Source organism: Bacteroidota bacterium (assembly GCA_021300195.1).
Lineage (GTDB): Bacteria > Bacteroidota > Bacteroidia > J057 > JAJTIE01 > JAJTIE01.
The window spans coordinates 79,190-103,784 of record JAJTIE010000005.1 but is presented as its reverse complement, the minus strand read 5'-3'; the positions used below and the strand labels follow the sequence as shown (position 1 = coordinate 103,784).

Genomic DNA, 24,595 nt, shown 5'->3' with positions numbered 1-24,595 from the left:
TTAGCGCGCGGTAGGTTGGCCAAAGAAACGATGGTACAGGTCGTTTAGTTGCACCTCGGGCCAGGCAACGCCTGCCAGGTTGATCAGCAGGGCGGGGATATTTGTTCCGGGGTGCAGATAGTCGGATGGAGGCAGGGCTATCAGGCGCTTTTGCACCACGGCAGGCAGGTGTATGAGGCTGGGGTATAGCCGCAGCAGGGCATTGAAGTAGCCGGGGTCTGCCGTTACCATAAACAGGATATCGGGCTGGGCTGCCACTAGCTGGCTATCGGTCAGGGTTACATAGCGTTCTCCCGCCCGTGCCAGGGGCAGCTCGGCACCTGCTGCCTCCACCATATCGGTCAGGTAGTGCTCGGCACCCAGTGCCACCAGCGGCTGCTGGTTTATCAGCAGCACGGCCCGGGGCTTTCGCTTGCCAGCCCACTGGCCACGCATGGCCTGGGTAAAGCCGCGCATGCGCTGGGCCAGGTCTGTAGCCTCTGCGGGCTTCCCCACCAGCCGGCCCAGGGTTTCTATGTGTGCAAAAACCTTGCTCAGGCTACCCATCTTCAGGTAAAACCAGGGAATACCCTGCTGGGCGGCCTGCTCGCGCCAGTAGGGCACCCCCTCATACTGGTCATCTGTGGCGATCACCAGGCTGGGTACCAGGCTCTTCAGTCCCTGCCAGTCAAAGGCCGAGTCGGGATAACTGGTAAGGGCTGGCAGGTGATGCTGCTGTGCAAAATCCAGCGAACGATCCGATACAGCCACAATCCGGTCGGCCCCACCCAGGGCCTGCACAAGATCTACCAGGCTGGGCGAAAGCAGCACCAGGCGCCCGGGTGGCTCAAAGAAGCGAAATGCCTGCCGCGTATCGTCCTGATAGGTGGTGCTTATCAGCGGGGCCTCGGCCACCAGCTGCCGGTTGGGGTGCTCGCAGCCCAACAGCAGTAGCGAAACCGCAAACGGGCGGACATACCCGGGAAAGCCAAAAAATGACGAACGGCAACATGGGAAGAGGCGAAAACCAAACATCTTGCAGGATTATCTTTAACTTGGCCCACTATGGAGCCTTCCATCGAAGCTATACAACACCACGCAACCACGCTGGCCGGAAAGCGGCTACCGAAGGATACGCTGCCCGAACTGATTGCCTCCAAAGATATTCTGATTCTGCATTTTTTGCGACACTTGGGCTGCATGTTCTGCAAAGGCCAGGTGGATGAGCTGCAGCGGCTGAAACAGGAGAACCCTCGATTTCCGGACATCATTTTTGTGCACCACGACACACCCGAGCGGGGCGAGGCCTTCTTTGCCCACCACTACCCGGGGGCTATGCACATCTCCGACCCTGAGCTGGAGCTGTATCGCCTGTTCGGCATCCGGAGGCTGGGTGGCCTACAGCTACTTAACCCCCTTATGATCCTGAAAGGAATATGGCTGGGCCTAAAGGGCTACCGTAACATCACGAAGGGCCACCGGCACATTATGCAGCTGAGTGGTACCTTTCTGTTCTTCCGGGGCAAGCTGGCCTGGAGTCATCGTGCCAAGTATGCCGGAGATCAGCCCAATTTTCGCAAGCTTGCTAAATAGCAAAATGTATTTGATATTTCCGGATGCAACTATCCATACTGGTACCGATTGATTTTTCGCCGGCAAACCAGGTAATCTATAGCCTGATAGCCCAGCTGGGCCAGGCGGTGCCTGTGCGGGTAACGCTGGTGCATGCTGCTACAAATAGCAGTGTCCGCCCCGGCCCACAGCCCGAGGCCGTGCAGGCCCCCCTCCCTATATCCGAGGCGCTGGAGGCAGAGGGGCACCGCATACAGCTGGAAAACTGCCAGACAGAGAGCGTGCTGATCCCCAAAACCCGCAACCCGGCCAAAGCCATTGCCAAAATGGCCAACCACGGGCGCTACGATCTGATCTTTACCGCTCATCGGTTTCGCCGGGGGGCCGCAGAGTATGTGATGGGCAGCACCCTGAGCAAACTGGTACGCCTGTGCGATGTACCCATACTGGTGCTCACAGAGGGGCATTTGCCCAAGCTCAACACCCTGCTTTTCACTACCGACTTTGCCCCCGAAAGCACCAAAGCCCTGTTTTCTCTGCTCCCCTATGCCCGAAAGCTGAAGGCCCGCATTGTGGTGGTGCGTATTAACACAGGTTCCGACTGGCTGCCCGAGCGTGACTTCCGAGAGCATGCCCAGGAGATGAAAGACATGGCCGCAGACAATGGCCCGGCATTTGCCCAGCACCTGGAGGAGCAGCTAGTGGGCATATACAGCTACAATGCCCGCAGCATTGCGCAGGGCATCGTGCACTGTGCCGAAGACCACCAGTGCGATGCCATTGTGATGGCCACCCATGCACGCTCGGGCTTTAGCCTGATGATGAACGGCAGTGTAACCAAAGAAGTAATTGAGCACACCCCCATGCCCGTGCTGATCTTCAAAGTAGAGGAGCTGGCACAAATTACGGCTGACTAGGCGGTAGTGTTTTTTATGGCTCGCGTTCGGAAATTTTGTTGGGCTCGGCCTCGTTAGAGGGGTGGATGCGGGCGGGCGGTACCGGCGTACCCGTGCAGGGGTGCCACCGCGGGCCCAGATCCAACACCAAAAGCACGTATCTTTGCTGTATCAAAAAAACCATGATATGAACGTACACCTAATCAGAATAGCGCTCTTCCTCTTAGCTTTCATTGGCATTGGCGGCCTGCAGGCGCAGGCGCAGATCCAGTTTGACCAAATGACCCACGACTTTGGCACCCTGGAGGAGGGGGCCAAGGCTACGCATGTATTCCAGTTTTCCAACACTGGGCAGGCAGAGGTACGGCTACACTCGGTAAAGGCCAGCTGCGGCTGCACCACCCCCAGCTGGACCCGCGAACCCGTAAAGCCCGGCGAGCGGGGCCGCATAGAGGTAACCTACGATAGTAAAAATCGGCCCGGCCCCTTCAACAAGAGCATAACCGTAACCTACGACACTACGGCCGGAGCCCGCCCCATCATCCTGGCCATAAAGGGAGACGTAACCAAGGCCAAGGCCGATGCCGAGCTGCCAGCACAGGCCCCCGCCACTACCTATGAGGAAGTGCAGGGCAACCTGCAGCTGGAGAAGAAGCAGCTGATGGCAGGCGTGGTGAATAGCGACCAGACCTACGCGTTCGACTTCAAAGTACGCAACCAGGGCAGCCAGCCCCTACAGCTGAAGCAGCTAAAAGACACAGAGCCCATCTATGTACTCAGCTGGGCCAAGGCCGTACTGAAGCCCGGCGAAGAAACCACCGGCACCATACGCATGGATATGAAAAAAGCAGCGGAAAGCGGCCTGGAGCACAACATGAGCTTCAACAGCGTGCTCACCTTTGAGACAAATGACACCGACCGCCCCCTGAAGACCATCGAACTGAATGGCACCTACAAGCGCATATTCACAGAGGCCGAGCTGGCCGAGCTACCCCGCATTACCTTCAATGAGCTTACCTTTGACGGTGGAGACATCCTGGAGGGCGACAAGCTGGAGCACAGCTTCGAGTTTGGCAACCTGGGCAAGCAGCCCCTGCAGCTGGTGAGTGTAAAAGCCAGCTGTGGCTGCACCACCCCCAGCTGGACCAAGGATGCTGTACCCCCCGGCGGCACCGGAAAGATTGACGTGGTGTTCAACTCGGCAGGCAAAAAAGGCCCCCAGCACAAAACGGTGGCCGTACGCACCAACGACCCGCAGAATGACACCGTCATCCTGCACATCAAGTGCAACATCAAGTCCGACCCATTTAGCGCGCCCAGCGGCACGCCCGTAAGCCCTACCAGCCCCTAGCCTGCGGCGCAAGGCCTAGCGCCCGACTTGGCTATTCTCCATACTCTCCTACCCAATGCGATGACAGACGTGGCCATCATAGGGGCAGGCATGGCTGGGCTAAGTGCCGCAGCACTGCTGGCACAGGCGGGGCAGCGGGTGCAGGTACTGGAGGCCAACTGGCTGGCCGGTGGCTGCGCAGGCAGCTACCCGCGCCGGGGCTATGTGTTCGAGGCCGGGGCCACCACCCTGATGGGCCTGGAACCCCACCAGCCCCTGGGCATACTATACAGGCAGCTGGGGCTACAGCCCCCCGTGGTGCCGCTACAGCTACCCATGACGGTGTGGCACGGAGCTACCCCCATACACCGCTACACAGACCGCGAGCAGGCACTGCACGCACTGATACAGGTATATGGGCAGGCGGAGAAACAGCGCAAGCTGTGGAGCCACCTGTGGGCGCTGGATGAGCTGGTGTGGCAGGCATCTGGGCGCAACCTGCGCTTTCCGCCCCAGGCACTGGGCGACTATGTGCAGCTGCTGCAGCAGAATGACCCGCGCAACCTGCCCAGGCTGCGTTGGGCCTTCGTTTCCACCGCACAGCAGCTGCACCGCCTGGGGCTGAGTGCCCAGTTTAGGCGCTATGTGGATGCCCAGCTACTGATAACAGCCCAGAGCCCTGCCACAGGTGTACCCCTGCTGTTTGCCGCCCCGGCGCTGTGCTACACCCAGTCGCCCAACTACTATGTTCCGGGCGGCATGTGGAAGCTGGCACAGCAGCTAGTGGGCTACCTGGCGCACCGGCAGGGGCAGGTGCAGCTGCGGCAGCAGGTGGTAGCCATAGCACCCAGGCAAGGCCACTGGCAGCTGCATACTCGTGGCGTGGGGGGGCGGCACCAGGTGCTGCAGGCACGCCGCATACTCAGCAGCCTACCCATCTGGAACCTCCCCAGCCTGCTACCCGAGGCGCACCGAGGCTGGGCGGCAGCGCTAGCCGCCAGCGAGCCGCACTATTGGGCAGCCTATACTCTGGGCCTGGTGGTGGAAGACAAACTGCCCGCAGACCTGGCCCTGCACCACCAGCTGATCTTGGCCGAACCCCTGCCCCATACCGGCAGCCATACCCTGTTTGCCAGCCTAAGCATGCGGGGAGACCTGGAGCGGGCACCCGAGGGGCAGCGCGTTATTGCCCTAAGCACCCACACCCGGGCTGCCGACTGGCAGGGGCTAGACCCCGCCACCTACCAGGCGCGAAAAACTGAACTGTGCAACGCCATCCTGCAGGCCCTGCGCAGCACCCTGCCCGGCCTGGCCGAGGCATGTGTGGTGCAGCAGACGGCGAGTAGCCCCCTTAGCTGGGAAAAATGGACCTACCGCCACCAAGGCACCGTGGGCGGCCTGCCCCAGCGCATGGACCGCAGCCTGCTGGCCTGGCAGGGCTGCACTACCCCACTGCCAGGCCTATACCTGTGCGGAGACACCGTGTACCCCGGCCAAGGCATACCCGGGGTGGTGCTGGGTGGAATTATCGCGGCCCGCCGCATCCTGGAGGAAACTATTTAAGACAAAAGTGGTATTTTCGAGTGTATGAAAAAAAACTTGCTCATCTACCTGCTGTGCCTGTGCACCGGGCTGAGTATGCCGGCCTGCAACCGGAGCGACGACAACGACCCTGCGGAAGGGGGCCCCAGCCTCAGCCTGATCGCGCCGAGCAACCCGACAGAACGTAAGACCCTGGCTGCAGAACAAACCCTAAGGCTGGTGGTAGAGGCGAGCGATGGGCAAGGACTGCAGAGCTGGGGATACCAGGCTCTGCCGGAGGGCTTTGTCGGCTGGAACGGCAGTGCCACCCTACCCCTGAGTGGCACCCAGGCGCGAGATACGGCCGACCTGGTAATACCCAGCAATGCCGTGGCGGGCAACTACAGCCTGGAGGTACGGGTAACCGACACAGATGGCAAGGTAGCCACCGCCACCCTGCTGCTACGCATAGAGAACGATGCAGACCTGAATGCCCCTAGCCTTAGCCTTACCACACCTGGCAGCCTGACGGACACCCTGGCTAGCCCTCCAGGCGGAACGATCCCAGTGGCGGGTACCGTGGACGATGGCAAGGGCACCCTCGCCTTCCTGCAGGTGCTGCTGATCGGCGCGACCGGAACCCCCTCCATCGAACTGCTGAATGAGACCCTTTCTGGCAGCACCTACACCTTCAGCCGAAACCTGAACGTACCCGGAACGGCCCCCGGGGGCATCTACCGCCTCACCTTCCTAGCCTTTGACCGTGAACTAAACGAGCGCAGGGTGGAAATTCCTGTGCGCATTCAGTAGCAGCTTCTGGCCGATAGCTGGCGGAAAAACCCGAAAAAGCCTAGCTTTTCGGGGCCTGTAACGCTATTTTTGTAGCCGCATTTTTATCTTATCATCGCACTATGCATATGCTTACCACGCGCACCCTACGAACCAGGATCAAAGACCTACTGGCCACCACCGAGTTTGACCGAGAGGTAGTGGCCTGTGGCTGGGTAAAGACGCGCCGGGCAGGCAAGAAATTCAGCTTTTGCGAGCTGAATGATGGCAGCTGCCTGGGCAACCTGCAGGTGGTGATAGACAATGGGCTCTTCCCCGAAGTAGTGCTGAAAGACGTAGCCACAGGTGCATCTGTGCGCATGGAGGGGGTGCTAGTGCAGAGCCAGGGCAAGGAACAGGCCGTGGAGCTACAGGTGCGCCAGATACAGGTGCTGGGCGTGGCAGACCAAGAGACCTACCCGCTGCAAAAGAAGGCGCACAGCCTGGAGTTCCTTCGCGAGATTGGCCACCTGCGTAGTCGTACCAATACGTTTGGGGCAGTGTTTCGCCTACGCCATGCCGTCAGCTTCGCCATCCATCAGTTTTTCCACGAGCGAGGCTTTGTGTACCTGCATACCCCCATTATTACCGCCAGCGACACCGAGGGCGCAGGCGAGATGTTCACCGTTACTACCCTGCCGCCAGGGGCTGCACCGCTGGCCGAGACCGGCGGAGTAGATTTTGCACAGGATTTTTTTGGCACACACGCACGGCTAACGGTAAGCGGCCAGCTGAATGCTGAGCTGGGAGCCCTGGGCCTGGGCGAGGTATATACCTTTGGCCCTACCTTTCGGGCCGAAAATAGCAATACCACCCGGCACCTGGCCGAGTTCTGGATGATAGAGCCAGAGATGGCGTTCTATGACCTGGCGGCCAACCAGCAGCTGGCCGAGGACTTCCTGAAATACTGCATCCAGTTTGTACTCACCCATCGGGCAGACGACCTGGGCTTTCTGGAAGGGCAGTATGAGCCTGGACTAACAGCCAAGCTGCAGGCCGTGCTGGAGCAAGACTTTATCCGCATCAGCTATACCGAGGCCATCCAGATACTGGAAGAGTCGGGGCGCAGCTTCGAGTACGCCGTACGCTGGGGTAGCGACCTGCAAAGCGAACATGAACGCTACCTGGTGGAGGAGCACTTTGGGCGTCCGGTCATCGTGTCGGCCTATCCCAAAGGCATCAAGGCCTTCTATATGCGCCTGAATGAGGATAACAACACAGTAGCTGCCATGGACATTCTGTTCCCGGGTATTGGCGAGATAATAGGCGGTAGCCAGCGCGAAGAGCGCCTGGAAGTGCTACAGCAGCGCATCCAGGAGATGGGCCTGCCCGAAGAAAACTACTGGTGGTACCTGGATACCCGCCGCTTTGGCACAGTGCCGCACGCCGGCTTTGGGCTAGGGCTGGAGCGACTCATGATGTTTATAACGGGGATGAGCAACATCCGAGACGTGATCCCCTTTCCGCGCACGCCGGATAACGCAAACTTTTAGGCACGGCACCATCCTGGTCGCTGCCCGCATCAGGCCTTGTAGGCCCACAGGCGCCACCAGGGTGTACCCGGGTGGTGGTGGTGCTCGTAGTGGTAGCCAAAGAAGTAGCAGCTGACAAAGGCCCAGAGGTGATTCTTGCGCTGGCTGCGGGCATGATGTGCATTGGCAGGGGTGCCGCGATGGGGCAGCCAAGTGCCAAAAACAAAGAGCTGAAAGGTAGATAGCACCGCAGGCAGCATCCAGAACAGCAGCACGTTCTCTAGTGGAAAGAAATACTTCAATACATTGAAGGTAAGGGCCATGAGCAGGAGCTGGGGCCAGCGGATGTACTGCCGCAAAAAGCTTAGGTACCAACGGAGGAAGCTGCCGGTATGAAAATCGGGGTCGGCAGCGGTGGCCACAAACCTGTGGTGCTGATGATGCTTCCGGATGAGCAAGGGATAATAGTTGTAAGCAAAAAGCCCGGCCGCAAGCCAGCCCACAAGCCTATTTACCTGAGCGCGGGGGTGCACCGTTCCGTGCATCGCATCGTGGGCGGTGATAAACAAGCCCGTATATAGGTGGGTCTGCACAGCCACCCACAGCCAGCTGAGGGGCGAAGCCCAATTGTGCGCTACAGAAAGACCAAACGCGACTGAAAGCCCCCACGTACACAGTATAACAACTGCAATAACAAGACCCATCATTCGGCAAGCTAAGGAGAAACCGGCATACTTGTTGTGCGCCATTACCCTGTATATGTATATCCAAGGTACAACACACGACCTGGCCAAGGCCTAATGGCAAGTGTGTAGAACGATGGAATAGACGATTACGTTAAAAGTAACTGACAACCACAAACATGAATTCGACGAACAACATACCTTCTGTACCGCTGCCTGCAGTTTTTGGGCGGGGTCTGACCAAACGGAGGAGTTGGCACTACCAACTGCTATTTGTGGCCGTGCTGTCGGGGTTGATCCTCCTGTGCATCCTTTGGCTAAGGATACCCACCCCCGAGGGCAAACACCTGCAGATAGGCCAGCTGATACAAGAAGCGGAATATGAGCGCGCACTACAGAAGTCGTTTGCGTATTTCCTGGAACTGGGCGATAGCAGCATGCAGGCCGAACTGGTGGAGCCGCTATATGCCCAAGAACGGGTGAGAGACTACTACGAATCGGGCAACCCGCTGATGTGGATAGGCCCGGGGGGGCTGAACGCGCGTGGCCAAATATTATACGAGCGCATACGCCAGGCCGATGCTGTGGGCCTGATGCCCCGAGACTACCACTATAGCACCCTGCAAAAACTGGTAGACAGCCTGGGCAGGCGTTCCGATGGGTACACCAGCATACGTGCGGAGTTTTTGCTCACCGATGCATTCTGCCTGTATCAGTCGCACCTGCACTACGGCAAGCTGGACAGTACGGCCACACGGCCGTACTGGGGCATTGGGGGCCATGCCGGGCAGCAGCTCGATCCCATGGTGGCACTGAATGAACTATACCGGGGTGCCGACCTGGAGGCCTACCTAACCAGCCTGGAGCCGGGCCATGTTCACTACCGCTACCTGAAGCGCGCTACCCTGCGCTACCTGTCCCTGCGAGATAAAATGGGCGACTGGCCCAAAGTGCCAGCCATGAAGGAGATACAGCCCGGAGATACGCATGTGTATGTGCCCATGGTGCGCGCACGCCTGCAGGCCGAGGGACTGCTAGCCAGCACAAAGCAAGACATGCCCGAATGGTATGAAACCGATCTGGCCCGGGCCGTAGCACAGTTCCAGCAGCAGCATGGCCTGGCACCCGATAGCCAGCTGACGCAGGCTACCCAGCAAGCCATGAATGTGCCGCTGGAAGAGCGTATTGCCCAGATGCGGCTAAACCTGGAGCGCTGGCGCTGGGTACCCGCAGACTGGGGGCCCAACTATCTCTGGGTTAACATCCCGGAATACAAGCTGATAGCCTACCAGGCGGGAGAACCGGTGCTGGAGATGCGCACCATTGTGGGAAAGAAAAAGCGCCGAACGCCTTTTATCTCTTCGCGCCTGAATGAGGTAGTGTTCAACCCCTACTGGACTGTACCCACGGCCCTGATATACCAAGACATTCTGCCCCGAGCCGGGTACAATCCGGCATTTCTAGCCGCTATGGATATGGAGCTGGTGGATGCCAGCGGACAAGCTATTTACCTGAACTATGATAACCTGTGGGCACTAAGCCTTGGCACCAGCGGCCTCTCCATCCGGCAGCGGCCAGGGGCGGCCAACAGCTTGGGCCGAATGCTCTTTCGGTTTCCGAACAACTGGCAGGTATACCTGCACGATACGCCCGACAAATGGGCCTTCGACCTGCCCATGCGGGCGCTGAGTAGTGGTTGTGTGCGGCTGCAGCAGCCCGAGGCGGTGCTAGACCTACTGATGAGTACGGTGCCCGACTGGCAAACAGCAGAGAAGGAAAGCCTGCTGGGGGCGAATGGCCCGCGCAACCATGTACGGACGATACCGGGGGTGTTTGGGATCCACCTGTACTACTTTACGGCACGGGCCGATCCGGAGGGGCAGGTATACTTTCTGCCCGATGTTTACGAGATAGACCCAGGCCGCCGCCAGCTGCTGGAGCAGCCATACAGGCAGGCCCGGCAGGCAGGTGTGTAGGCAAGACCCTAAAGGCCCAGTTACCTGGTGGGTTTAAAGCAATTATCCAGTGCTGTGCACTGGATAATTGCTTTGGGAACCATAAATAGAATACGGCTGAATCAAGCCCTGGGCCTCATGCAGAGGAGCCATCGCCCCATGTCTTTAGGAAGGCTATCTATTGGATCACTATCTTTTGGTTCCAAGACTGGCTGCCTTTTGCAGCCTTCAGCAGGTACATACCGGCACCCAGGCCCGAGAGGTCCAGCTGCCGATGCCCGGCACCCTCCCAGCGCTGCACGCGCATACCTGCCAGGTTGTACAGCTCTACATAGTCCAGGTCTGTGCGGTTCAGACTCAGACTGCCACGGGCCGGGTTGGGCCACGCCCGCAGCTCCTCGCCCTGGGCGACGCCAGGCTGCCCATCGGCGCGGCTCACCCACTGCTGGAAGGCGCTGTTGTCTCCTGCCATGCGGATAATCCACCAGTCTGTTTCGCCCTTAGTCTCAGGGAAAAAGGTACTTGTGCCAATGGAGCCGCACGCAATGATGTAGTCATCGGTCTGGTTATCGTAGCTGACCGAATAGGCGCGATCTTCCTTACCCGAAGCCCCGAACAGCCTGCGGCTGCCAATAGTAGCGCCCGTGCGGGCATCGTACCGATCCAGAAATCCGTCGTAACCGGTAGCCACGCCTGCCTCATCTACGTCCTGCCAGCCCACTACTGCCACAATGGTATCCGCAACAAGTACCATGTCTTGCGGACTCTCTACAAAGCCTGTACCCAAAATGCGTTGCCACATGGTGCTACCACTGGTCGTGTTTATCTTGGCCAGCCACAGGTCGGGCTCCGGAAAGTTTCCGGCCTTGGGCTTGCGGCGCTCCATCAGCACGATCACGTTCCCATCGGATGTTTCCTCAATCCTAAGGCCATCATCCCCCTGCGCGCCACCTAGAAGCCGGGTCCACACCGTGTCTCCCGCCTCATTGAAACGAACCAGATAAGCATCGCCTACGTTGCTATCGCCAAAGAAAGCGGCATCGCCCACTGCCACATAGCCACCCCGGTTCAGGTGCACTACACCCTTGAAACGGTTAAGAATAGCCGATATACCGCCCTGAGATGCTACCTGCGGCAGGTTCTTCAGGGTGTCGTTCCGAAAAACCCGATTGTGCCACTGATATTGGGCGGCATTCGTGAGCTTCATGATCAGGGCATCAACTGATCCGCTTAGGGTATCACTTGGGTCTTGCGGGCCGTACAAAAAGGTCCCGTTAGTCTGGCCCACCACTACAACACCTGTGTTGCCAATGGTATCTGCACCAAAAAGATCCTCTCGAGAGGCTGCAACAAATTGCTCGGCAAACCCCACACCGTTTATTAGGGTGTCCAGCAGCACATTACCCTGCGGGCTTAGCCGGATATACAACCCGTCTACTGCACTGCGAAAGCCTGGCAGGTTAGTACTGGTGGTAAGGCCCACTACAGCTATGCCCCCATCGGGCATCAGCAGCAGCTTTTGGCCCAAATCGAAGCCACTACCTCCAAAATTATAAGCCCAGCTCTTGTTTCCGGCTCTATCCAGCTTGTACAACCATAGATCTGAAGATCCATTGTTCACCGAAAAATCGCCCGAGTTGCTGTTGCTAAAACCCAGCACATACGTCCAGCCACCCGAGGTAAGTACATCTGTGGGCTCTTCAAAACCAGCACCACCAAGATTTTTTTTCCAGATAATATCACCATAGCCTTGTGCAAGCACGGTACCAGAAAGAAGTGTAAACAAGAAGAAAATACGTAGAAGCGTAACCATATACTTTTTATTTTTAATCCGGTGTAATCTATCAAATTCTTGCTAGAGCAAGATAGTCCTCATCTAAATTACACTTTACTGTGGGAGTATACCACGATAACTATTAACCCGAGATCTGGGGCTGCGCTTTGGGTACAGTACGCACCCAAGCCATTACTCTATTGGATCACTATCTTTTGGTTCCAGGACTGGCTGCCCTTTTCGGCCTTCAGCAGATACATACCGGCACCTAAGCCCGAGAGGTCCAGCTGCTGAGGCAGGGCGGCACCGTCCCAACGCTGCACGCGCATGCCTGCCAGGTTGTATAGCTCTACATAGTCCAGGTCTGTGCGGTTCAGGCTCAGGCTACCACGGGCCGGGTTGGGCCACGCCCGCAGCTCCTCGCCATGGGCGATGCCCGGCTGCCCGTCGGCGCGGCTCACCCACTGCTGGAAGGCACTATTGTCTCCTGCCATGCGGATAATCCACCAGTCTGTTCCACCACTATTCTCGGGGAAAAAGCTGCTGGTGCCAATGGAGGTGCAGGCAATCACATAATCATCGGTCTGTACATCATAACCCACTGCATAGGCACGGTCATCCTTACCAGAGGTACCAAACAGCCTGCGGCTACCAATGGATGCTCCTGTTCGGGCATCGTACCGGTCCACAAATCCGTCGTAGCCGGTAGCTAAGTCTACCTGATCTACGTCTTCCCAGCCCACAACCGCCACGATGGTATCAGCAGCAAGTATAATGTCCTGTGGGCTGTCTATAAAATTGGACCCCACTATGCGCTCCCACATGGTGCTACCAGTGGTCGTGTTTATCTTGGCCAGCCACAGGTCGGGCTCCGGAAGGCTTCCGGCTTTAGGCTTGCGGCGCTCCATCAGCACGATCACGTTCCCATCGGATGTTTCCTCAATCCTAAGGCCATCATCCCCCTGCGCGCCACCTAGAAGCCGGGTCCACACCGTGTCTCCCGCCTCATCGAAACGAGCCAGATAAGCATCGCCTACGTTGCTATCGCCAAAGAAAGCGGCATCGCCCACTGCCACATAGCCACCCCGGTTCAGGTGCACTACATCATTGAATCGATTTATGATCGCCGATATGCCCCCTGCACCTGCCACCTGTGACAAATTCTTGAGGGTATCGTTCCGGAAAACCCGATTGTGCCAACGATAGTTGCCCGAAGCATCCAGGCGATGGATCCAGGCATCCAGAGAACCGCTCAGCGTATCCCAGGTGTCTTGCACTGAGTTAAGATAGAAATTACTCGTTCTGCCTACGGCCACCAATTCCGTTCCTACTGTGTCTACACCCTGAAAGTACTCGAAAGCCGACGTATTCAAGGTCTCAGCAAGCCCCGTGCCGTTTATAAGCTTGGTGTACACCTCCTGGCCATTGGGGGTTAGCCTCAGTACGAAAGCATCGGTGAAAGAACGGTAGCCGAAAAGGTTCGAGCTAAAGGTCTCGCCTACCACCACCACATCGCCATTGGGCATTACGGTAATGTCGCGCACGGTTTCGAATGCGTTGCCCCCGAACTGATATTTCCACAGGACGCTTCCGTCTCGGGCCAGCTTCACAACCCAGGCATCCACCTCACCCCGATTGCCTGGAAAGTCCCCGTCGTTGCTATTGCTATAGCCAGCCACATAGGTAAACCCCCCAGATACGGTGAGCGCTGTGGGCCTGTCTCCAAAAGCTTCAAAGCTGGGTGTACCCGATCCGCCCAAACGGCGCTTCCAGATGATATCGCCATAGTCGGGCTGAGAAAAACCCCATACCGGGAGTAGGAGGAGCAAAAGGGCTTGTTGTAAAGTTACTTTCATGGGTGATTTTATTGGTCTGGAAGCAAATATATTTTTCAAATAAGAATTTCCAATGAATAGCGGGGTATTTACCAAAAATAATCTCAAATGCGCCCACAAAATTTAATTCATACAATGTACGTGGCTCGTGTGTTGTACACCATATCTTGTTTACTTTGCAGTTTGTAACCGACATAGACCCATGAGTTTCGAAAAAGAGATAGCCAAAATAGAGAAAGACTACCAGGCGGGCGAAGGAACGGACAAGGCGGCCGTAGTGGAGGCTTTTTCTCAACTACATAAAAAAACAAAGGACGCAGCCGCGCAGGTAGACTTTGCGCTAGGTGTGGCGCCTGCCTGTGGGGGCATTTACATTCCGCATGTGTTCTGGAGTGTGCTGGCGCTTTTCTGGGAGGACGAGCAGTACCGTAGCAGCCTGCATAAGCTGATCCGGACCTTTGCCGAGAGTGACTTTGAAGAAGAGGAAAAGGCCCTGATGAAGCCGCTGCTGGTGGTGTACTTTGTGCGCGAGCGCGAGTTTGAGGTGAGCCGTGCACGTACCCTGGCCCTGGCCGATGCCCACCCCAGTGTAAAGGAGTGGTTTGACCAGCTGGTTCAGTTCCCCAAAAACAACAAGGTGGCGGCCAAGACCTTCGTGGAGAAGTTTGCCCTGCTGCGCAAAACGCACCCGAACTTCGATCTCTTCAAGCTGCCAATCGGTAAGCTGGAAGAGATACTGGCCGGGGCCTAAGCTTCCCAAACCATCATGGTGGCCATTTGGCTCTGCCTGGGGGGCGCACTGGGCACCCTATGCCGGTATTATCTGGGCCAAGCCATCGCGTGGTTATGGCCGTCCAGCTTTCCGCTAGGTACGCTTGGCATCAACGTACTGGGATCCCTCCTACTTGGCCTACTATGGGCATTCAGGGCAAAAGGGCTGCTTGCCACGCCCCTGCAGGCCATGCTGATGGTAGGCTTCTGTGGCGCATTCACCACCTTCAGCGCGTTCAGCATGGAGACAGTGGGCCTGCTGCAGGCTGGCCGCTATGTGCAGGCTGGCCTATACATACTGGCCAGCGTGGCACTGTCTCTGGGGGCGATGGTAGTGGGCCACCGCCTGGGGTGGTGATAAGGCTACAATCCGGCAGACCGCATGCAGCGGTACAACGGTGGCATCAAAAGCCCGAAATGCTTACTTTTGTGTATGCAAGCCCTTCAGATACTCCGGGCGCATGCCCTGCGGCAAACAAAGTGCAGGGTGGAGGTGCTCCAGTACTTCCTGCGTGCAAGCCAGGCCCAGACCCATGCCGATCTGGAGGCATCCCTACCTGCATATGACCGGGTTACGCTCTATCGCACGCTCAATACGTTTGAGCAGCTGGGCATCCTGCACAGGGTAATGGATGAAACAGCCGTACTGAAATATGCCCTGAGCCAGCGCAAGGCTCCCCACGCACACTTCCGGTGCGAGCGCTGCCAAACCACTACCTGCATGGATGTGGCCGTGCCCGCCATAGCCCTAAAGCCTGGCTACGAGGTGCATCAGCAGGCCCTGCTACTAACAGGCATATGCCCACACTGCAGCCAGGCTGGCGCGGCCCGCGCACAGCTTAGGGCCGAGGTGTAAGCAAACAATAGACGTAGCCCTGCCGGATGACGTGTGGCACCACACCGCAAGGCCAGCCAGCACCCATCAGCCCGGATGTGGAAGCCAGTCCAGCATAAGCAGCACCCCCAATAGCAGCGCTAGCAGATGGAGGGGGATGGCCCACCGGCCTGCCAGGCTGAGCCGTGGCAATAGCTTGACAAAAGACAGGTAGAAGAACCCACCCGCCACAAAGGGCAGCAGGTAGTACACCAGGGTACGACTCTCCAGCCCGATGACCAGGCAAAAAGCCGCCCCCAGGATAGAAAAAAGGGCGCTAAACAGATTGAGCAACAGGGCACGCTGTAGCCGCATACCCATGCCCAGCATCAGGCTCCACTCTACCAGCTCCAGGGGTATCTCGTGCAGGCCCACAGCCAGGCTGGTATACAGCCCGGTCTGCCAGTCGGCCATATACGAAAGGGCTACGATGGCCCCATCGAAAAAATTGTGCACGCTGTCGCTAATAACAAAGAAAGCAATAACCGGCGAGAAGAAGTTTTGCCGCGTCAGCCGGGCCAGGCGTTCCTCCGTTTTCAGCACATCCAGCAGGGCTAGAAAAACAAAGCCCAGCACACAAATGCCAGCCGTAAGGCTGTAAGACTGCAGATACTGCCAGGCCTCGGGCAGCATGTGCAGCAGCGCGTTGGCCACCAGTGCCCCTGCGGCGAGCGCAAACAGATAACTATGTGCACGCTCAAAAATGCTACGGCCAAGTGAAACCAGCACCATGCCTGCCAACGTAATCATACTGATCGCCAACACGCTAGCCAAGCTGGACCCCGTAACGCTGCCCTCCATAGGTGGGTAAAGTTCGCATTTTTGCAGCGGTGTTGCATATTTATGGCCGAAAAATGATTGCAAGCCCATGTCACGCTCCATTTCCTTCAAGCGCCTGGCCATCTCACCAGGGATACTGGATCCGCACGCGCCCGTGTCGCAGGCCCGGCAGGTCATGCTACTGTGGGCGCGAAGCGCACGTGCCCGCGGGGCCGATGCCCTGATGATACGTGAGCGGGGCCTGCCAGGGGGTGAGCTGGCAGCGCTGATGCTGGAGCTGTACCCCGCCCTGCAGTTTATAGAGATACCCATCCTGCTGGCAGCCAGCGAGCTACCCGCAGGCATACGGGCAGACGGCATACACCATAGCGCGGATGAGCAGACCCCTCTACCCACAGATCGAGCCCTGCTGTATGGGCGCAGCTGCCACAGCAAGAAGGAGGTGCTGGCAGCCATGGCAGACGGGTACGACTACGTGTTCTATAGCCCCATCTTCCCCACCCGCAGCCACCCCCGGGCAGAGCCCGTGGGGCTAGCCAGCCTACAGGAGATTTGTACGCAGGTGCAGATACCCGTGTTTGCCCTGGGGGGCATCACCGAAACCACCGAAGATGAATGCCTGGCCGCCGGGGCACGGGGGGTAGCTAGCATCCGCAGGTTTATGTACTAGCATTCACTAGGCGCGAAAACGAAACAGATCGATGGCAGCGGGCAGTGCCGCGCCGGCCAGATGGGCCCATAGCTGCTGCGCACACCAGGGTGCCTGCAGCACCCCCTTGGTGCCCAGCCCATTCAGGAAATAGAATGGCAGGTGGGGGTGCCTGCCCAGCAGGGGCCGGCGGTCGGGGCTGGTGGGGCGCAGGCCGCTCAGGTGCGCCATGGGCTCCAGGCTGGGCAGGGGGGGCAGCAGGATGCGTGCCCGTAGTTGCTCCAGTAGCTCATGGGCACCCGCCTCAGTAGGGGCTACAGTCGTGTATCGGGGCTCGTAGGTGGCACCCAGATAAAACTGCCCGGGTGCCCGCTGTGCCAGGTACAGTTTATTTACCAGGGTGTAGGGCAGGTCCAGGTCTGCTATCCTCAGGCTTAGCAGCTGCCCCTTCAGGGGCTGTATTTGCCGGTGGCCAGGCCACCAGGGGTTTTGTAGCACGCCCACCCCCTCGGCAAAGATAATGGCCGCATAGGGCAGCACCTCGGCCCCTATCCGCAGGCTGCCTGCTGCGGGATCTATAGCCGTGTAGGGCAGGAGGTAGTCCAGGCGCTGAAAGCGTCCGGTTTCTGCCAGTAGGGCATGCAGCCGGGGCAGCAGCGCGGGCACATCCAGCCAGCCGGTACGCAGTACCTCCATGCCCCCCCAGCTCGTTCCGGATGCGCCCGGGCCAGCGGGGCGGGTGCAGCTGCAGCACCGCCGGATGATCGCCCGCAAAGGCCGACCATTCGTTCAGCTCGGCCACGGTGCGAAAAGGACGGTACACCGACTGGGTGTGCAGGTAGGGCCGCAGTGGGGCCGCCCAGGGCTGGGCAAAGAATGCCAACAGGGTATCGGTCAGCAGGTCGGCCTGCCAGGTGCGGGCAGCACGCTGCCCCGTTACGGTATTGTATAGCCCGGCGGCTACCTGGCTAGCACCGTAGGGCTGGGGATGATCGATCAGCAAAATCGAGTGGCCCCGCATAACGCCCTCGGCAGCGGCAAAACTACCCGCCAGGCCACCCCCCAGTATTACATACGGCCGCTCGGACCCGGGGCCATAGCGGGAAAGATCGATAGCGGCAGGTACGGGCATGGGCTTTTGTGCAATCTAGCGATATTGTTCGATCGCCCTGACCCCAAGGATGCGGCGCGTGGCAGGATGCGCACTGGCAAGCAGTACCAGCAGATAGGAACTATTCCTAATTGCGAACAGTTCTTAGGCCATGATTGAGAAACTGAATGACGCTACTTTTCAGCAAGCGCTAAGAGACCATGACAAGGTGGTGGTAAAGTACTATGCATCCTGGTGCGGCTCTTGCCGGCTCATTGCCCCCAAATACGCAGCACTGGCAGATAAGCCCGAATATGCGGGTGTGTACTTTGTGGAAGTGGATGCCGAGGAAAGCCCGGAGGCACGCAAGACAGCGGGCGTAACCAACCTGCCGTTTTTCGCGGCCTTCAATGGGGGCACACTCACCGAGGGCTTTGCCTCTGGCAAGGCTGAGGCTGTGGAAACCCTGGCCGCTACCCTACTCAACAACTAACACCCATAGGCCATGCAACTGCCCGTTATCAAAAAGCTCATTACCGAGCCGCTCGATGTGCTAAAACTAGCCGAGCAGGCCCTGATGGAGGGAAAAAAACCCCCGATAACAATAGAGGGAAAGGATGAGGGCGACCAGCTGACAAACCTGCTGGGTGCCATAGCGGTGAAGGAGGAGATGATGCGGGGCGTTTCCGAACGCGATGCACTGCGTGCCTTTACACAGCGCGTTCGCGACGTTATCCAATAGGAATACCGGAAATAAGTGGGCGGGGCATCAGCACCGCCTACATTCCGTGCGTATACAGCCCAACCCTTCTTTGCAAAAAACGTAGAATAATAACAAATTCCGTACGTTTTTTATTCATAAAGCCGGAGGGCATATGAAAGAGTTGAAACCAAACTGGTTTACAGAGGGCCTTGTAGATTTCGAGTACAAGCAGTACATGCTGCTGGCCTACCTGCAGTATGTGCGCCAGCATTTTGATGAGATGAAGCTGTATCCGCCACTGGCAGAGCTGGTGGAGCACGTGCGTAGCATGCAGGCGTATCTGCAAGAGAAGGAGGAATTTGAGCAGGCTATCCCCAAACGCATCATTGGCTTCAGGCCTGGCGAGAACAAGGTAGACTATGCGCCGCCAACTGCAGACTATGGGGGTGTACTGGCGGAGATCAATGAGATTGTAGCCTATGCACTACCCCGGCTCCAGGCGCATTTTGAGGAAGGCAAGGTTATCTATGAGCTGGTAGAGAAAGAGCTGGAGGTAAGCCCCATCGGGCTGGAGCCCATGTATAACCTGGAGGGCTATCTGCTGATCCGCACAGGCAGCATGCGCCAAACCAGCGCCTATCGCTACAGTGTCAGCGTATTCGAGTACGGATCCGAGCGCCTTACTGGTATCCACACGCAGTTTCTCCGAAACTTTTCCTACAGCGTGGGCACCAGCTATACCCACATGAAGATGGACCTGGTAAAGGAGCACAAGGACCTGCCCAACCCGGCCACCTTTGTGGCAGAAAGTAAGCTGCAGCTACCGGTACAGGAAACACTGATGCCAGTTATCAAACGCCGAATCCTACAGCGTGTAGGCCGCGCAGCCTAAACCAGAAAGGACGGCAGCACGCGGAGCAGGTAGGGCAAGGCAGAATGGGCAGGAGGGTTAGCTACTGCGCACAGGCTAGCGGTGGTGTACGGCACAGCCTGTATGGGGGCTAATAGGGTGCGTATGCGTCCAGAGAAACCTCTTGCACCTGGGCCAGGGGGAGTCGGCACAGTGCATAGCCTTTGCGAAACTGTACATTGCGGAAGAGGTCCTTCAGCACCAGGCTATCGCCATCCAGGCTCTGCAGGTATCCATGCAGGCTCAGGCCATCCTTCGTTACGACAAATACTGCCTCGCCCATCAGCGGGGCCAGCTGTGCGGCAGTGGGCTGGGGCAGGCGCCTTACACGGGTACCCATCAGTTTTCTAGCACAGAGTCGTACTTGGTGGCATTATTCGGGTCCATGCGGGTCATCATGCGGATAAACTGCTGCTTGGTGGCAGGCTCCGACTGCTTGAACATAGGTACCAGCTCATTGGTCTTGGCATCTGTAAATACCCGAATAATAAAGAGATTGGGGTTTTGGGCAAACAGGCGCTCCAGCTGCTGCAGGCTATTCAGCACCTCGGCCCGTCCCTTTTTTACATCCTGCGTCATCTGGTCCAGCCCCTTGCGGTGGTAGGCGTAGTAGGCGGTGCGGAAACTTTTGTAGGAGTTGTTCAGCAGATTCTCGATCAGCCAATAACGCGTACGGTTACCATCCTGAGCCTGCCAGCCGGTTTCGCGGCTGTTCAGCGCCAGGTTCATGATGTTTCTTGCTTTCTCAAAATATACGGTCCCCCCCTCTGGGCCAAAGGTGTCGTAATCTATGCCCAGTATCACGTAGCCCCAGAACATAAGCAGGGAGCTAATGTTATTCACATAGCTATTGTCCGAAAACTGTACAGTCTGAAAGGGCACATAGTTGATATTGAAATGCTTGTCGTTAAAATTGAGGGTAATGGTCTCGAAGTCGCTGTTCAGCACGGGCCGAATGACCTGTATCTGTAGCGTTCCCTCAAAACGGTCGCTACCCCCCACCCCACCGGTAAATACAATGTTCAGGTTGCATTTTATGCGCTCCTCGGGCTTGAACTCATCCGTGGTCCACTGCCGCAGGTTCATAAATTCGTAGATTTCCTTCTGCATGTTCTGGAAGATCTGCGGATCGATGCCCTGTATGGTGGGGGCCTGCACCTTCACGCTGCAGTTTAGTTCCTGCGCGGCCAGGCGGCTGCCCATCAGGCAGGCTATCAGGCCCAGGATGTATGCACTTCGCCTCATACAGATGAGATCTTCTTCACCAGGTACTGTAGTATATCCCGCGCCACCTCGGCCTTGGATTTTAGCTCATAACGATGTACGGTACCATTTTGGTCCAGGAGGGTGATTTTATTCGTATCGTGGCCAAATCCTGCCCCCGTATCGCGCAGGCTGTTGAGCACAATGCAATCCAATCTTTTCTTCTCCAGCTTGGCCTGCGCATGTGCTAGCTCATGCTCGGTTTCCAGGGCAAAACCTACCAGGAGTTGGCCTGGCTTGCGGTTTTCGCCCAGCCAGGCCAGGATGTCCGGGTTTCGGCGCAGGGTGAGCTGCAGGGTATCTCCGGCCTTTTTTATCTTCTCTTCCGCCACGGTTTCGGGGGCATAGTCGCTCACGGCAGCGGTGAGGATCAGGATGTCTTGCTGCTCATACTGGGCCTGCACGGCCTGCAGCATCTGGCGGGCCGTACGCACGGGCACATGCGCCACATCCGGCGGCACAGGTACCTGCAGTGGGCCAGCCACCAGGGTTACGGCTGCCCCCATGGCCTGGGCTGCCTGGGCTAGGGCTACCCCCATTCTGCCGGTGCTGTGGTTGGTAAGGTAGCGAACGGGGTCCAGTGCCTCCTGGGTGGGTCCCGCCGTTAGCAGCACCCGCCTGCCCAGCAGGGGCTGGGGGCCCAGGTGCCCGCATATTGCCTCCAGGATGGCCTCTGGCTCTGCCAGGCGGCCCTGCCCCTCCAGGCCCGAGGCCAGGTAGCCCGTGGTGGGCTGCACCAGCTGGTAGCCCAGGGCCTCCAGCTGCCGCAGGTTGGCCTGGGTTTGTGCGTGCTGGTACATCTCGTGGTCCATGGCAGGGCATACCAGCAGCGGGCAGGTGGCACTCAGGGCCACGGCCAGTACGGCGTTATCGCACTGGCCATGGGCCAGCTTGGCCACGGTGTTGGCCGTGGCGGGGGCAATAACCATCAGGTCTGTCTCACGTGCCAGGTGCACATGCTGGCTCCAGCTCTGGCTGGTGTCCCACAGGTTGCCAAACACTGGCTGCTGGCTGAGCGCGGCAAAGGTAAGGCTACCCACAAAGCGTTCCGCATCGGGCGTAAGGGCTACCCGCACATGGGCACCCTCCTGCTGCAAGAGGCGGAGTAGCAAGATGGACTTATAGGCCGCTATGCTGCCGCACACGCCCAGTACGATCTGCTTATTGCGTAGCCGCATGGGTAATGGGGGGTGGGGCGAGCTAGGCCTCGAGCGGGTCGCTAAAGTGCACGTCTCCGTTCAGGAAATCGCGTACAGCCAGCAGGGTGGGCTTGGGCAGCTGCTCGTACTGGCGGGCTATCTCTATCTGCTCGCGGTTTTCTACTATTTCCTCCAGCGAGTCTCCTGCGGGGCCAAACTCGGCAAGCTTGGCATTCAGCTCCTGCTTCATCTTACTGCCTATCTGGTTGGCACGCTGCGCAATGATGGTTACGCTCTTGTAGATGTTCCCGGTTTCAGGTGTCAGGTCCAGGATGTTGATGCTCTGGATGTTGTTATCGCTACTCAGTTCCATGGTGTTGGGCTACTTTTTCTCCTTTTCTTCTTCGTCTATCCTACGCCGTCCGCGCCGGTTCTTTGTTTCCTTCTTCAGGCTCTCCTCGTCTCCGGCCTTTACCAGTCGTATCTTTTTATCCAGGCCCGCATACAGGCTTTCGGCAGGCCTAATATACTTGCTTTCGGGAAACTTGTCTATGAACTTCAGGTACAGGGCCTGGACCTCTTCGTAGCGCTCCAGGCGCTTCTCTGCCACGCTATTGTCCGCATAGTATACCTGTGCCTTGAAGAGTTTGTACTGGGCGGCCTCGCGAAAGCGGCTATCCGGATACTCCTGGATGACGGCCTGGAGGTACAGCACGGCACTTTGGAAGTGATAGATCTTGAGGTAGAGATCGGCCTGGGTATACATTTTTTCCGCCAGCTTGTCTCGCATCTCGTCCAGCGTCTTGGTTGCCTCGGGCACGCGCTCGTCCTGCGGATACAGCTCTATGAATAGCTGCAGGCGCTCAATAGCCTTCTTGGTATCGCCCTGGTCCAGGTAGAAGGACGGGCTCATGTTCACATGGGTCTCTGCGAGCTGGTAGTGCACATCGGGTGCTCGGCGGCTACTCGGGTAGCGCTGAATGAACTCGTTGTACAGGAAACTGGCGCTGATCATTTCACCGGAAAAGAATTTGGCATTGGCCAGGTAGAAGAGCGTCTTCTCGGATTTCTCGCCCGGAGGGTATATACCCAGCAGCTCCTCCAGCAGCAGGGCCGCGCTTTCGTACTGCTTTTTATCGTAGTAGCAGTAGGCGGCAGAGTCCTTCAGGGCCAGGTCCTTGCTCTTGGCCATCTTCTTGCACGCATCGCAGCCTGCCAGAGAGAGCAGTACGGCAAACAGCCCGGCTATGAAGAGCGCACTACGCATAAGGGCACAAAGGTACAAAATAAAGCGGCCACTACTGCCCACATAGTGGCCGTATAACCAAGCATAAAAAAGGCCCCACATGTGGGGCCTGTATGGGGTGTGGCAGCGGCTGCTGTCTACACATTTTCGAGTACCATGGCGCTGGCACCGCCCCCGCCGTTGCATATACCCATGGCGGCATACTTGCCTCCACGCAGTTTCAGGCCGGTTACCACGCTCTGTATCAGGCGGGCACCACTGCTGCCCAGCGGGTGGCCAAAGGCTACGGCTCCGCCAAATGGGTTCACAGCCTCGGCATCCACCTCTAGCAGCTGCTGGTTTGCCATGGCTACTACGCTGAATGCCTCGTTGATCTCGAAGAAAGACATATCTGCAGCCTTCAGGCCAGCGCGCTTCAGGGCCAGGCGTACGGCATCATTGGGCGCTATAGTAAACCACTCGGGCTTCAGGGCTGCATCGGCATAGCTCACTATGCGAGCCAGGGGCTTCAGGCCCAGCTCCTTTACGGCCTTCTCGCTGGCCAGGATCATGGCCGTGGCACCGTCGTTCAGCTTGCTGGCGTTGGCAGCGGTAATAGTGCCCTCCTTCTTGAAGGCAGGTTTCAGGGTAGGAATCTTGTCCCACAGCACATTGGCTGGCTCCTCGTCTGTATCCACTATTACGTCACCCTTCCGGCCCTGTATGGTAACGGGGCTGATGTAGGGCTTCAGGCTGCCATTCTCAGTGGCCTCAATGGCGCGTTTGTAGCTGCGGATGGCGTATTCGTCCTGTGCCTCGCGGCTGATGCTGTACTTCGCAGCGCACAGCTCTGCCGCCTCGCCCATCATCATGCCGCTGTACACATCCTGTAGGCCGTCTTTTACCACGCCGTCCAGTAGCTCGGTGTTGCCGAACTTATGGCCTGTGCGGTAGCTCTGCACATAGTGGGGCACCTGGCTCATGTTCTCCATGCCGCCTGCTACTACGATGTGCGCATCCCCCAGGCGAATCATATTGGCAGCCAGCATAGCAGCCTTGGTGCCGCTGGCGCACACCTTGTTTATGGTGGTGCAGGGCACGGTGTCGGGCAGGCCGGCTGCCAGGGCCACCTGTGTGGCTGGTGCCTGGCCCAGGTTGGCACTCATTACGTTGCCCATAAACACCTCGTCTACGCTGCTGGCGGGCACACCTGCCTGGGCGAGGGCTGCCTTCAGCGCAATGGCACCCAGTTCGGTAGCCTTTACGCTGGCCAGTTTACCATTGAAAGCACCCACCGGCGTGCGCTGTATGCCTACGATATACACTTCATTCATAATTATAGGGTT

The 24,595-nt window shown here is 58.0% G+C and carries 26 protein-coding genes; 14 read left to right on the top strand and 12 right to left on the bottom strand.

Going from position 1 to position 24,595, the window contains the following annotated elements:
- Nucleotides 1–1,014, bottom strand: a complete 1,014-nt coding sequence (locus LW884_01775) for an ABC transporter substrate-binding protein (GenBank protein MCE3007065.1) — start codon at nucleotides 1,012–1,014, stop codon at nucleotides 1–3.
- 30 nt (nucleotides 1,015–1,044) lie between these two features.
- Here LW884_01775 and LW884_01770 point away from each other — a divergent pair, with 30 nt between their 5' ends.
- From LW884_01770 to asnS, 6 genes are all read left to right on the top strand, one after another.
- Nucleotides 1,045–1,572, top strand: coding sequence for a hypothetical protein (locus LW884_01770; protein MCE3007064.1), 528 nt, complete (start codon nucleotides 1,045–1,047; stop codon nucleotides 1,570–1,572).
- Between the two features lie 23 nt (nucleotides 1,573–1,595).
- The gene (locus tag LW884_01765; protein MCE3007063.1) at nucleotides 1,596–2,468 is read left to right on the top strand and encodes a universal stress protein; all 873 of its coding nucleotides are present in this window, start codon (nucleotides 1,596–1,598) and stop codon (nucleotides 2,466–2,468) included.
- Between the two features lie 166 nt (nucleotides 2,469–2,634).
- Nucleotides 2,635–3,798 (top strand): DUF1573 domain-containing protein, encoded by a 1,164-nt coding sequence (locus LW884_01760; GenBank protein ID MCE3007062.1) that lies wholly within the window; start codon nucleotides 2,635–2,637, stop codon nucleotides 3,796–3,798.
- 27 nt (nucleotides 3,799–3,825) lie between these two features.
- The gene (locus LW884_01755; GenBank protein MCE3007061.1) at nucleotides 3,826–5,340 is read left to right on the top strand and encodes an NAD(P)/FAD-dependent oxidoreductase; all 1,515 of its coding nucleotides are present in this window, start codon (nucleotides 3,826–3,828) and stop codon (nucleotides 5,338–5,340) included.
- 24 nt (nucleotides 5,341–5,364) lie between these two features.
- Nucleotides 5,365–6,108, top strand: coding sequence for a DUF4625 domain-containing protein (locus tag LW884_01750; GenBank protein ID MCE3007060.1), 744 nt, complete (start codon nucleotides 5,365–5,367; stop codon nucleotides 6,106–6,108).
- Between the two features lie 107 nt (nucleotides 6,109–6,215).
- A complete protein-coding gene (gene asnS / locus LW884_01745; protein MCE3007059.1) occupies nucleotides 6,216–7,619 on the top strand; it encodes an asparagine--tRNA ligase in 1,404 nt (467 codons plus the stop codon).
- 29 nt (nucleotides 7,620–7,648) lie between these two features.
- Here the strand turns inward: asnS and LW884_01740 are convergent, their stop codons facing one another.
- On the bottom strand, nucleotides 7,649–8,347 hold the full coding sequence (locus LW884_01740; protein MCE3007058.1) for a fatty acid desaturase: 699 nt from the start codon (nucleotides 8,345–8,347) through the stop codon (nucleotides 7,649–7,651).
- Nucleotides 8,348–8,562: 215 nt separating this feature from the next.
- On the opposite strand from LW884_01740, the gene LW884_01735 reads away from it, so the two are divergent.
- Nucleotides 8,563–10,257, top strand: a complete 1,695-nt coding sequence (locus LW884_01735; GenBank protein ID MCE3007057.1) for a L,D-transpeptidase family protein — start codon at nucleotides 8,563–8,565, stop codon at nucleotides 10,255–10,257.
- Nucleotides 10,258–10,414: 157 nt separating this feature from the next.
- On the opposite strand, the gene LW884_01730 is transcribed toward LW884_01735, so the two are convergent.
- Entirely contained in the window at nucleotides 10,415–12,049 is a 1,635-nt protein-coding gene (locus tag LW884_01730) for a T9SS type A sorting domain-containing protein (GenBank protein MCE3007056.1), read from the bottom strand.
- 158 nt (nucleotides 12,050–12,207) lie between these two features.
- Nucleotides 12,208–13,839 carry a T9SS type A sorting domain-containing protein gene (locus tag LW884_01725; protein MCE3007055.1) on the bottom strand — a complete coding sequence of 544 codons (1,632 nt, stop codon included), beginning with the start codon at nucleotides 13,837–13,839 and terminating at the stop codon, nucleotides 12,208–12,210.
- A gap of 208 nt (nucleotides 13,840–14,047) precedes the next feature.
- Here LW884_01725 and LW884_01720 point away from each other — a divergent pair, with 208 nt between their 5' ends.
- The 3 genes from LW884_01720 (at nucleotide 14,048) to LW884_01710 (ending at nucleotide 15,472) form a co-directional block, all read left to right on the top strand.
- Nucleotides 14,048–14,596, top strand: a complete 549-nt coding sequence (locus tag LW884_01720) for a hypothetical protein (GenBank protein ID MCE3007054.1) — start codon at nucleotides 14,048–14,050, stop codon at nucleotides 14,594–14,596.
- A gap of 15 nt (nucleotides 14,597–14,611) precedes the next feature.
- Nucleotides 14,612–14,974, top strand: a complete 363-nt coding sequence (gene crcB, locus LW884_01715; protein MCE3007053.1) for a fluoride efflux transporter CrcB — start codon at nucleotides 14,612–14,614, stop codon at nucleotides 14,972–14,974.
- Between the two features lie 75 nt (nucleotides 14,975–15,049).
- Entirely contained in the window at nucleotides 15,050–15,472 is a 423-nt protein-coding gene (locus LW884_01710) for a transcriptional repressor (protein MCE3007052.1), read from the top strand.
- Nucleotides 15,473–15,538: 66 nt separating this feature from the next.
- On the opposite strand, the gene LW884_01705 is transcribed toward LW884_01710, so the two are convergent.
- The gene (locus LW884_01705; protein ID MCE3007051.1) at nucleotides 15,539–16,240 is read right to left on the bottom strand and encodes a ZIP family metal transporter; all 702 of its coding nucleotides are present in this window, start codon (nucleotides 16,238–16,240) and stop codon (nucleotides 15,539–15,541) included.
- A gap of 118 nt (nucleotides 16,241–16,358) precedes the next feature.
- On the opposite strand from LW884_01705, the gene LW884_01700 reads away from it, so the two are divergent.
- Nucleotides 16,359–16,940 (top strand): thiamine phosphate synthase, encoded by a 582-nt coding sequence (locus LW884_01700; protein ID MCE3007050.1) that lies wholly within the window; start codon nucleotides 16,359–16,361, stop codon nucleotides 16,938–16,940.
- Nucleotides 16,941–16,946: 6 nt separating this feature from the next.
- Here the strand turns inward: LW884_01700 and LW884_01695 are convergent, their stop codons facing one another.
- Nucleotides 16,947–17,615: an FAD-binding oxidoreductase gene (locus tag LW884_01695; protein MCE3007049.1), complete on the bottom strand. Its 669-nt coding sequence runs from the start codon at nucleotides 17,613–17,615 to the stop codon at nucleotides 16,947–16,949.
- Between the two features lie 566 nt (nucleotides 17,616–18,181).
- Between LW884_01695 and LW884_01690 the strand changes: the two genes are divergently transcribed.
- The 3 genes from LW884_01690 to LW884_01680 all read left to right on the top strand — a co-directional run bounded on the left by LW884_01690 (nucleotide 18,182) and on the right by LW884_01680 (nucleotide 19,604).
- The gene (locus tag LW884_01690; protein ID MCE3007048.1) at nucleotides 18,182–18,502 is read left to right on the top strand and encodes a thioredoxin family protein; all 321 of its coding nucleotides are present in this window, start codon (nucleotides 18,182–18,184) and stop codon (nucleotides 18,500–18,502) included.
- Between the two features lie 12 nt (nucleotides 18,503–18,514).
- Nucleotides 18,515–18,751, top strand: a complete 237-nt coding sequence (locus tag LW884_01685; protein MCE3007047.1) for a hypothetical protein — start codon at nucleotides 18,515–18,517, stop codon at nucleotides 18,749–18,751.
- A 133-nt stretch (nucleotides 18,752–18,884) separates the two neighbouring features.
- Nucleotides 18,885–19,604: a hypothetical protein gene (locus LW884_01680; GenBank protein MCE3007046.1), complete on the top strand. Its 720-nt coding sequence runs from the start codon at nucleotides 18,885–18,887 to the stop codon at nucleotides 19,602–19,604.
- Nucleotides 19,605–19,713: 109 nt separating this feature from the next.
- Here the strand turns inward: LW884_01680 and LW884_01675 are convergent, their stop codons facing one another.
- The 6 genes from LW884_01675 to LW884_01650 all read right to left on the bottom strand — a co-directional run bounded on the left by LW884_01675 (nucleotide 19,714) and on the right by LW884_01650 (nucleotide 24,583).
- Nucleotides 19,714–19,962 (bottom strand): hypothetical protein, encoded by a 249-nt coding sequence (locus LW884_01675; protein ID MCE3007045.1) that lies wholly within the window; start codon nucleotides 19,960–19,962, stop codon nucleotides 19,714–19,716.
- Nucleotides 19,962–20,867, bottom strand: a complete 906-nt coding sequence (locus tag LW884_01670) for a DUF4835 family protein (GenBank protein MCE3007044.1) — start codon at nucleotides 20,865–20,867, stop codon at nucleotides 19,962–19,964. Before LW884_01670 ends, LW884_01675 begins: the two co-directional genes overlap by 1 nt.
- Complete coding sequence (gene coaBC, locus LW884_01665) at nucleotides 20,864–22,063, bottom strand: bifunctional phosphopantothenoylcysteine decarboxylase/phosphopantothenate--cysteine ligase CoaBC (GenBank protein MCE3007043.1); 1,200 nt, start codon at nucleotides 22,061–22,063, stop codon at nucleotides 20,864–20,866. The genes LW884_01670 and coaBC overlap by 4 nt, the downstream gene beginning before the upstream one ends.
- A gap of 22 nt (nucleotides 22,064–22,085) precedes the next feature.
- Nucleotides 22,086–22,397: a DNA-directed RNA polymerase subunit omega gene (locus tag LW884_01660; GenBank protein ID MCE3007042.1), complete on the bottom strand. Its 312-nt coding sequence runs from the start codon at nucleotides 22,395–22,397 to the stop codon at nucleotides 22,086–22,088.
- 9 nt (nucleotides 22,398–22,406) lie between these two features.
- Nucleotides 22,407–23,291: an outer membrane protein assembly factor BamD gene (bamD, locus tag LW884_01655; GenBank protein MCE3007041.1), complete on the bottom strand. Its 885-nt coding sequence runs from the start codon at nucleotides 23,289–23,291 to the stop codon at nucleotides 22,407–22,409.
- 116 nt (nucleotides 23,292–23,407) lie between these two features.
- The gene (locus tag LW884_01650; GenBank protein MCE3007040.1) at nucleotides 23,408–24,583 is read right to left on the bottom strand and encodes an acetyl-CoA C-acyltransferase; all 1,176 of its coding nucleotides are present in this window, start codon (nucleotides 24,581–24,583) and stop codon (nucleotides 23,408–23,410) included.
- Between the last annotated feature and the right edge of the window lie 12 nt (nucleotides 24,584–24,595).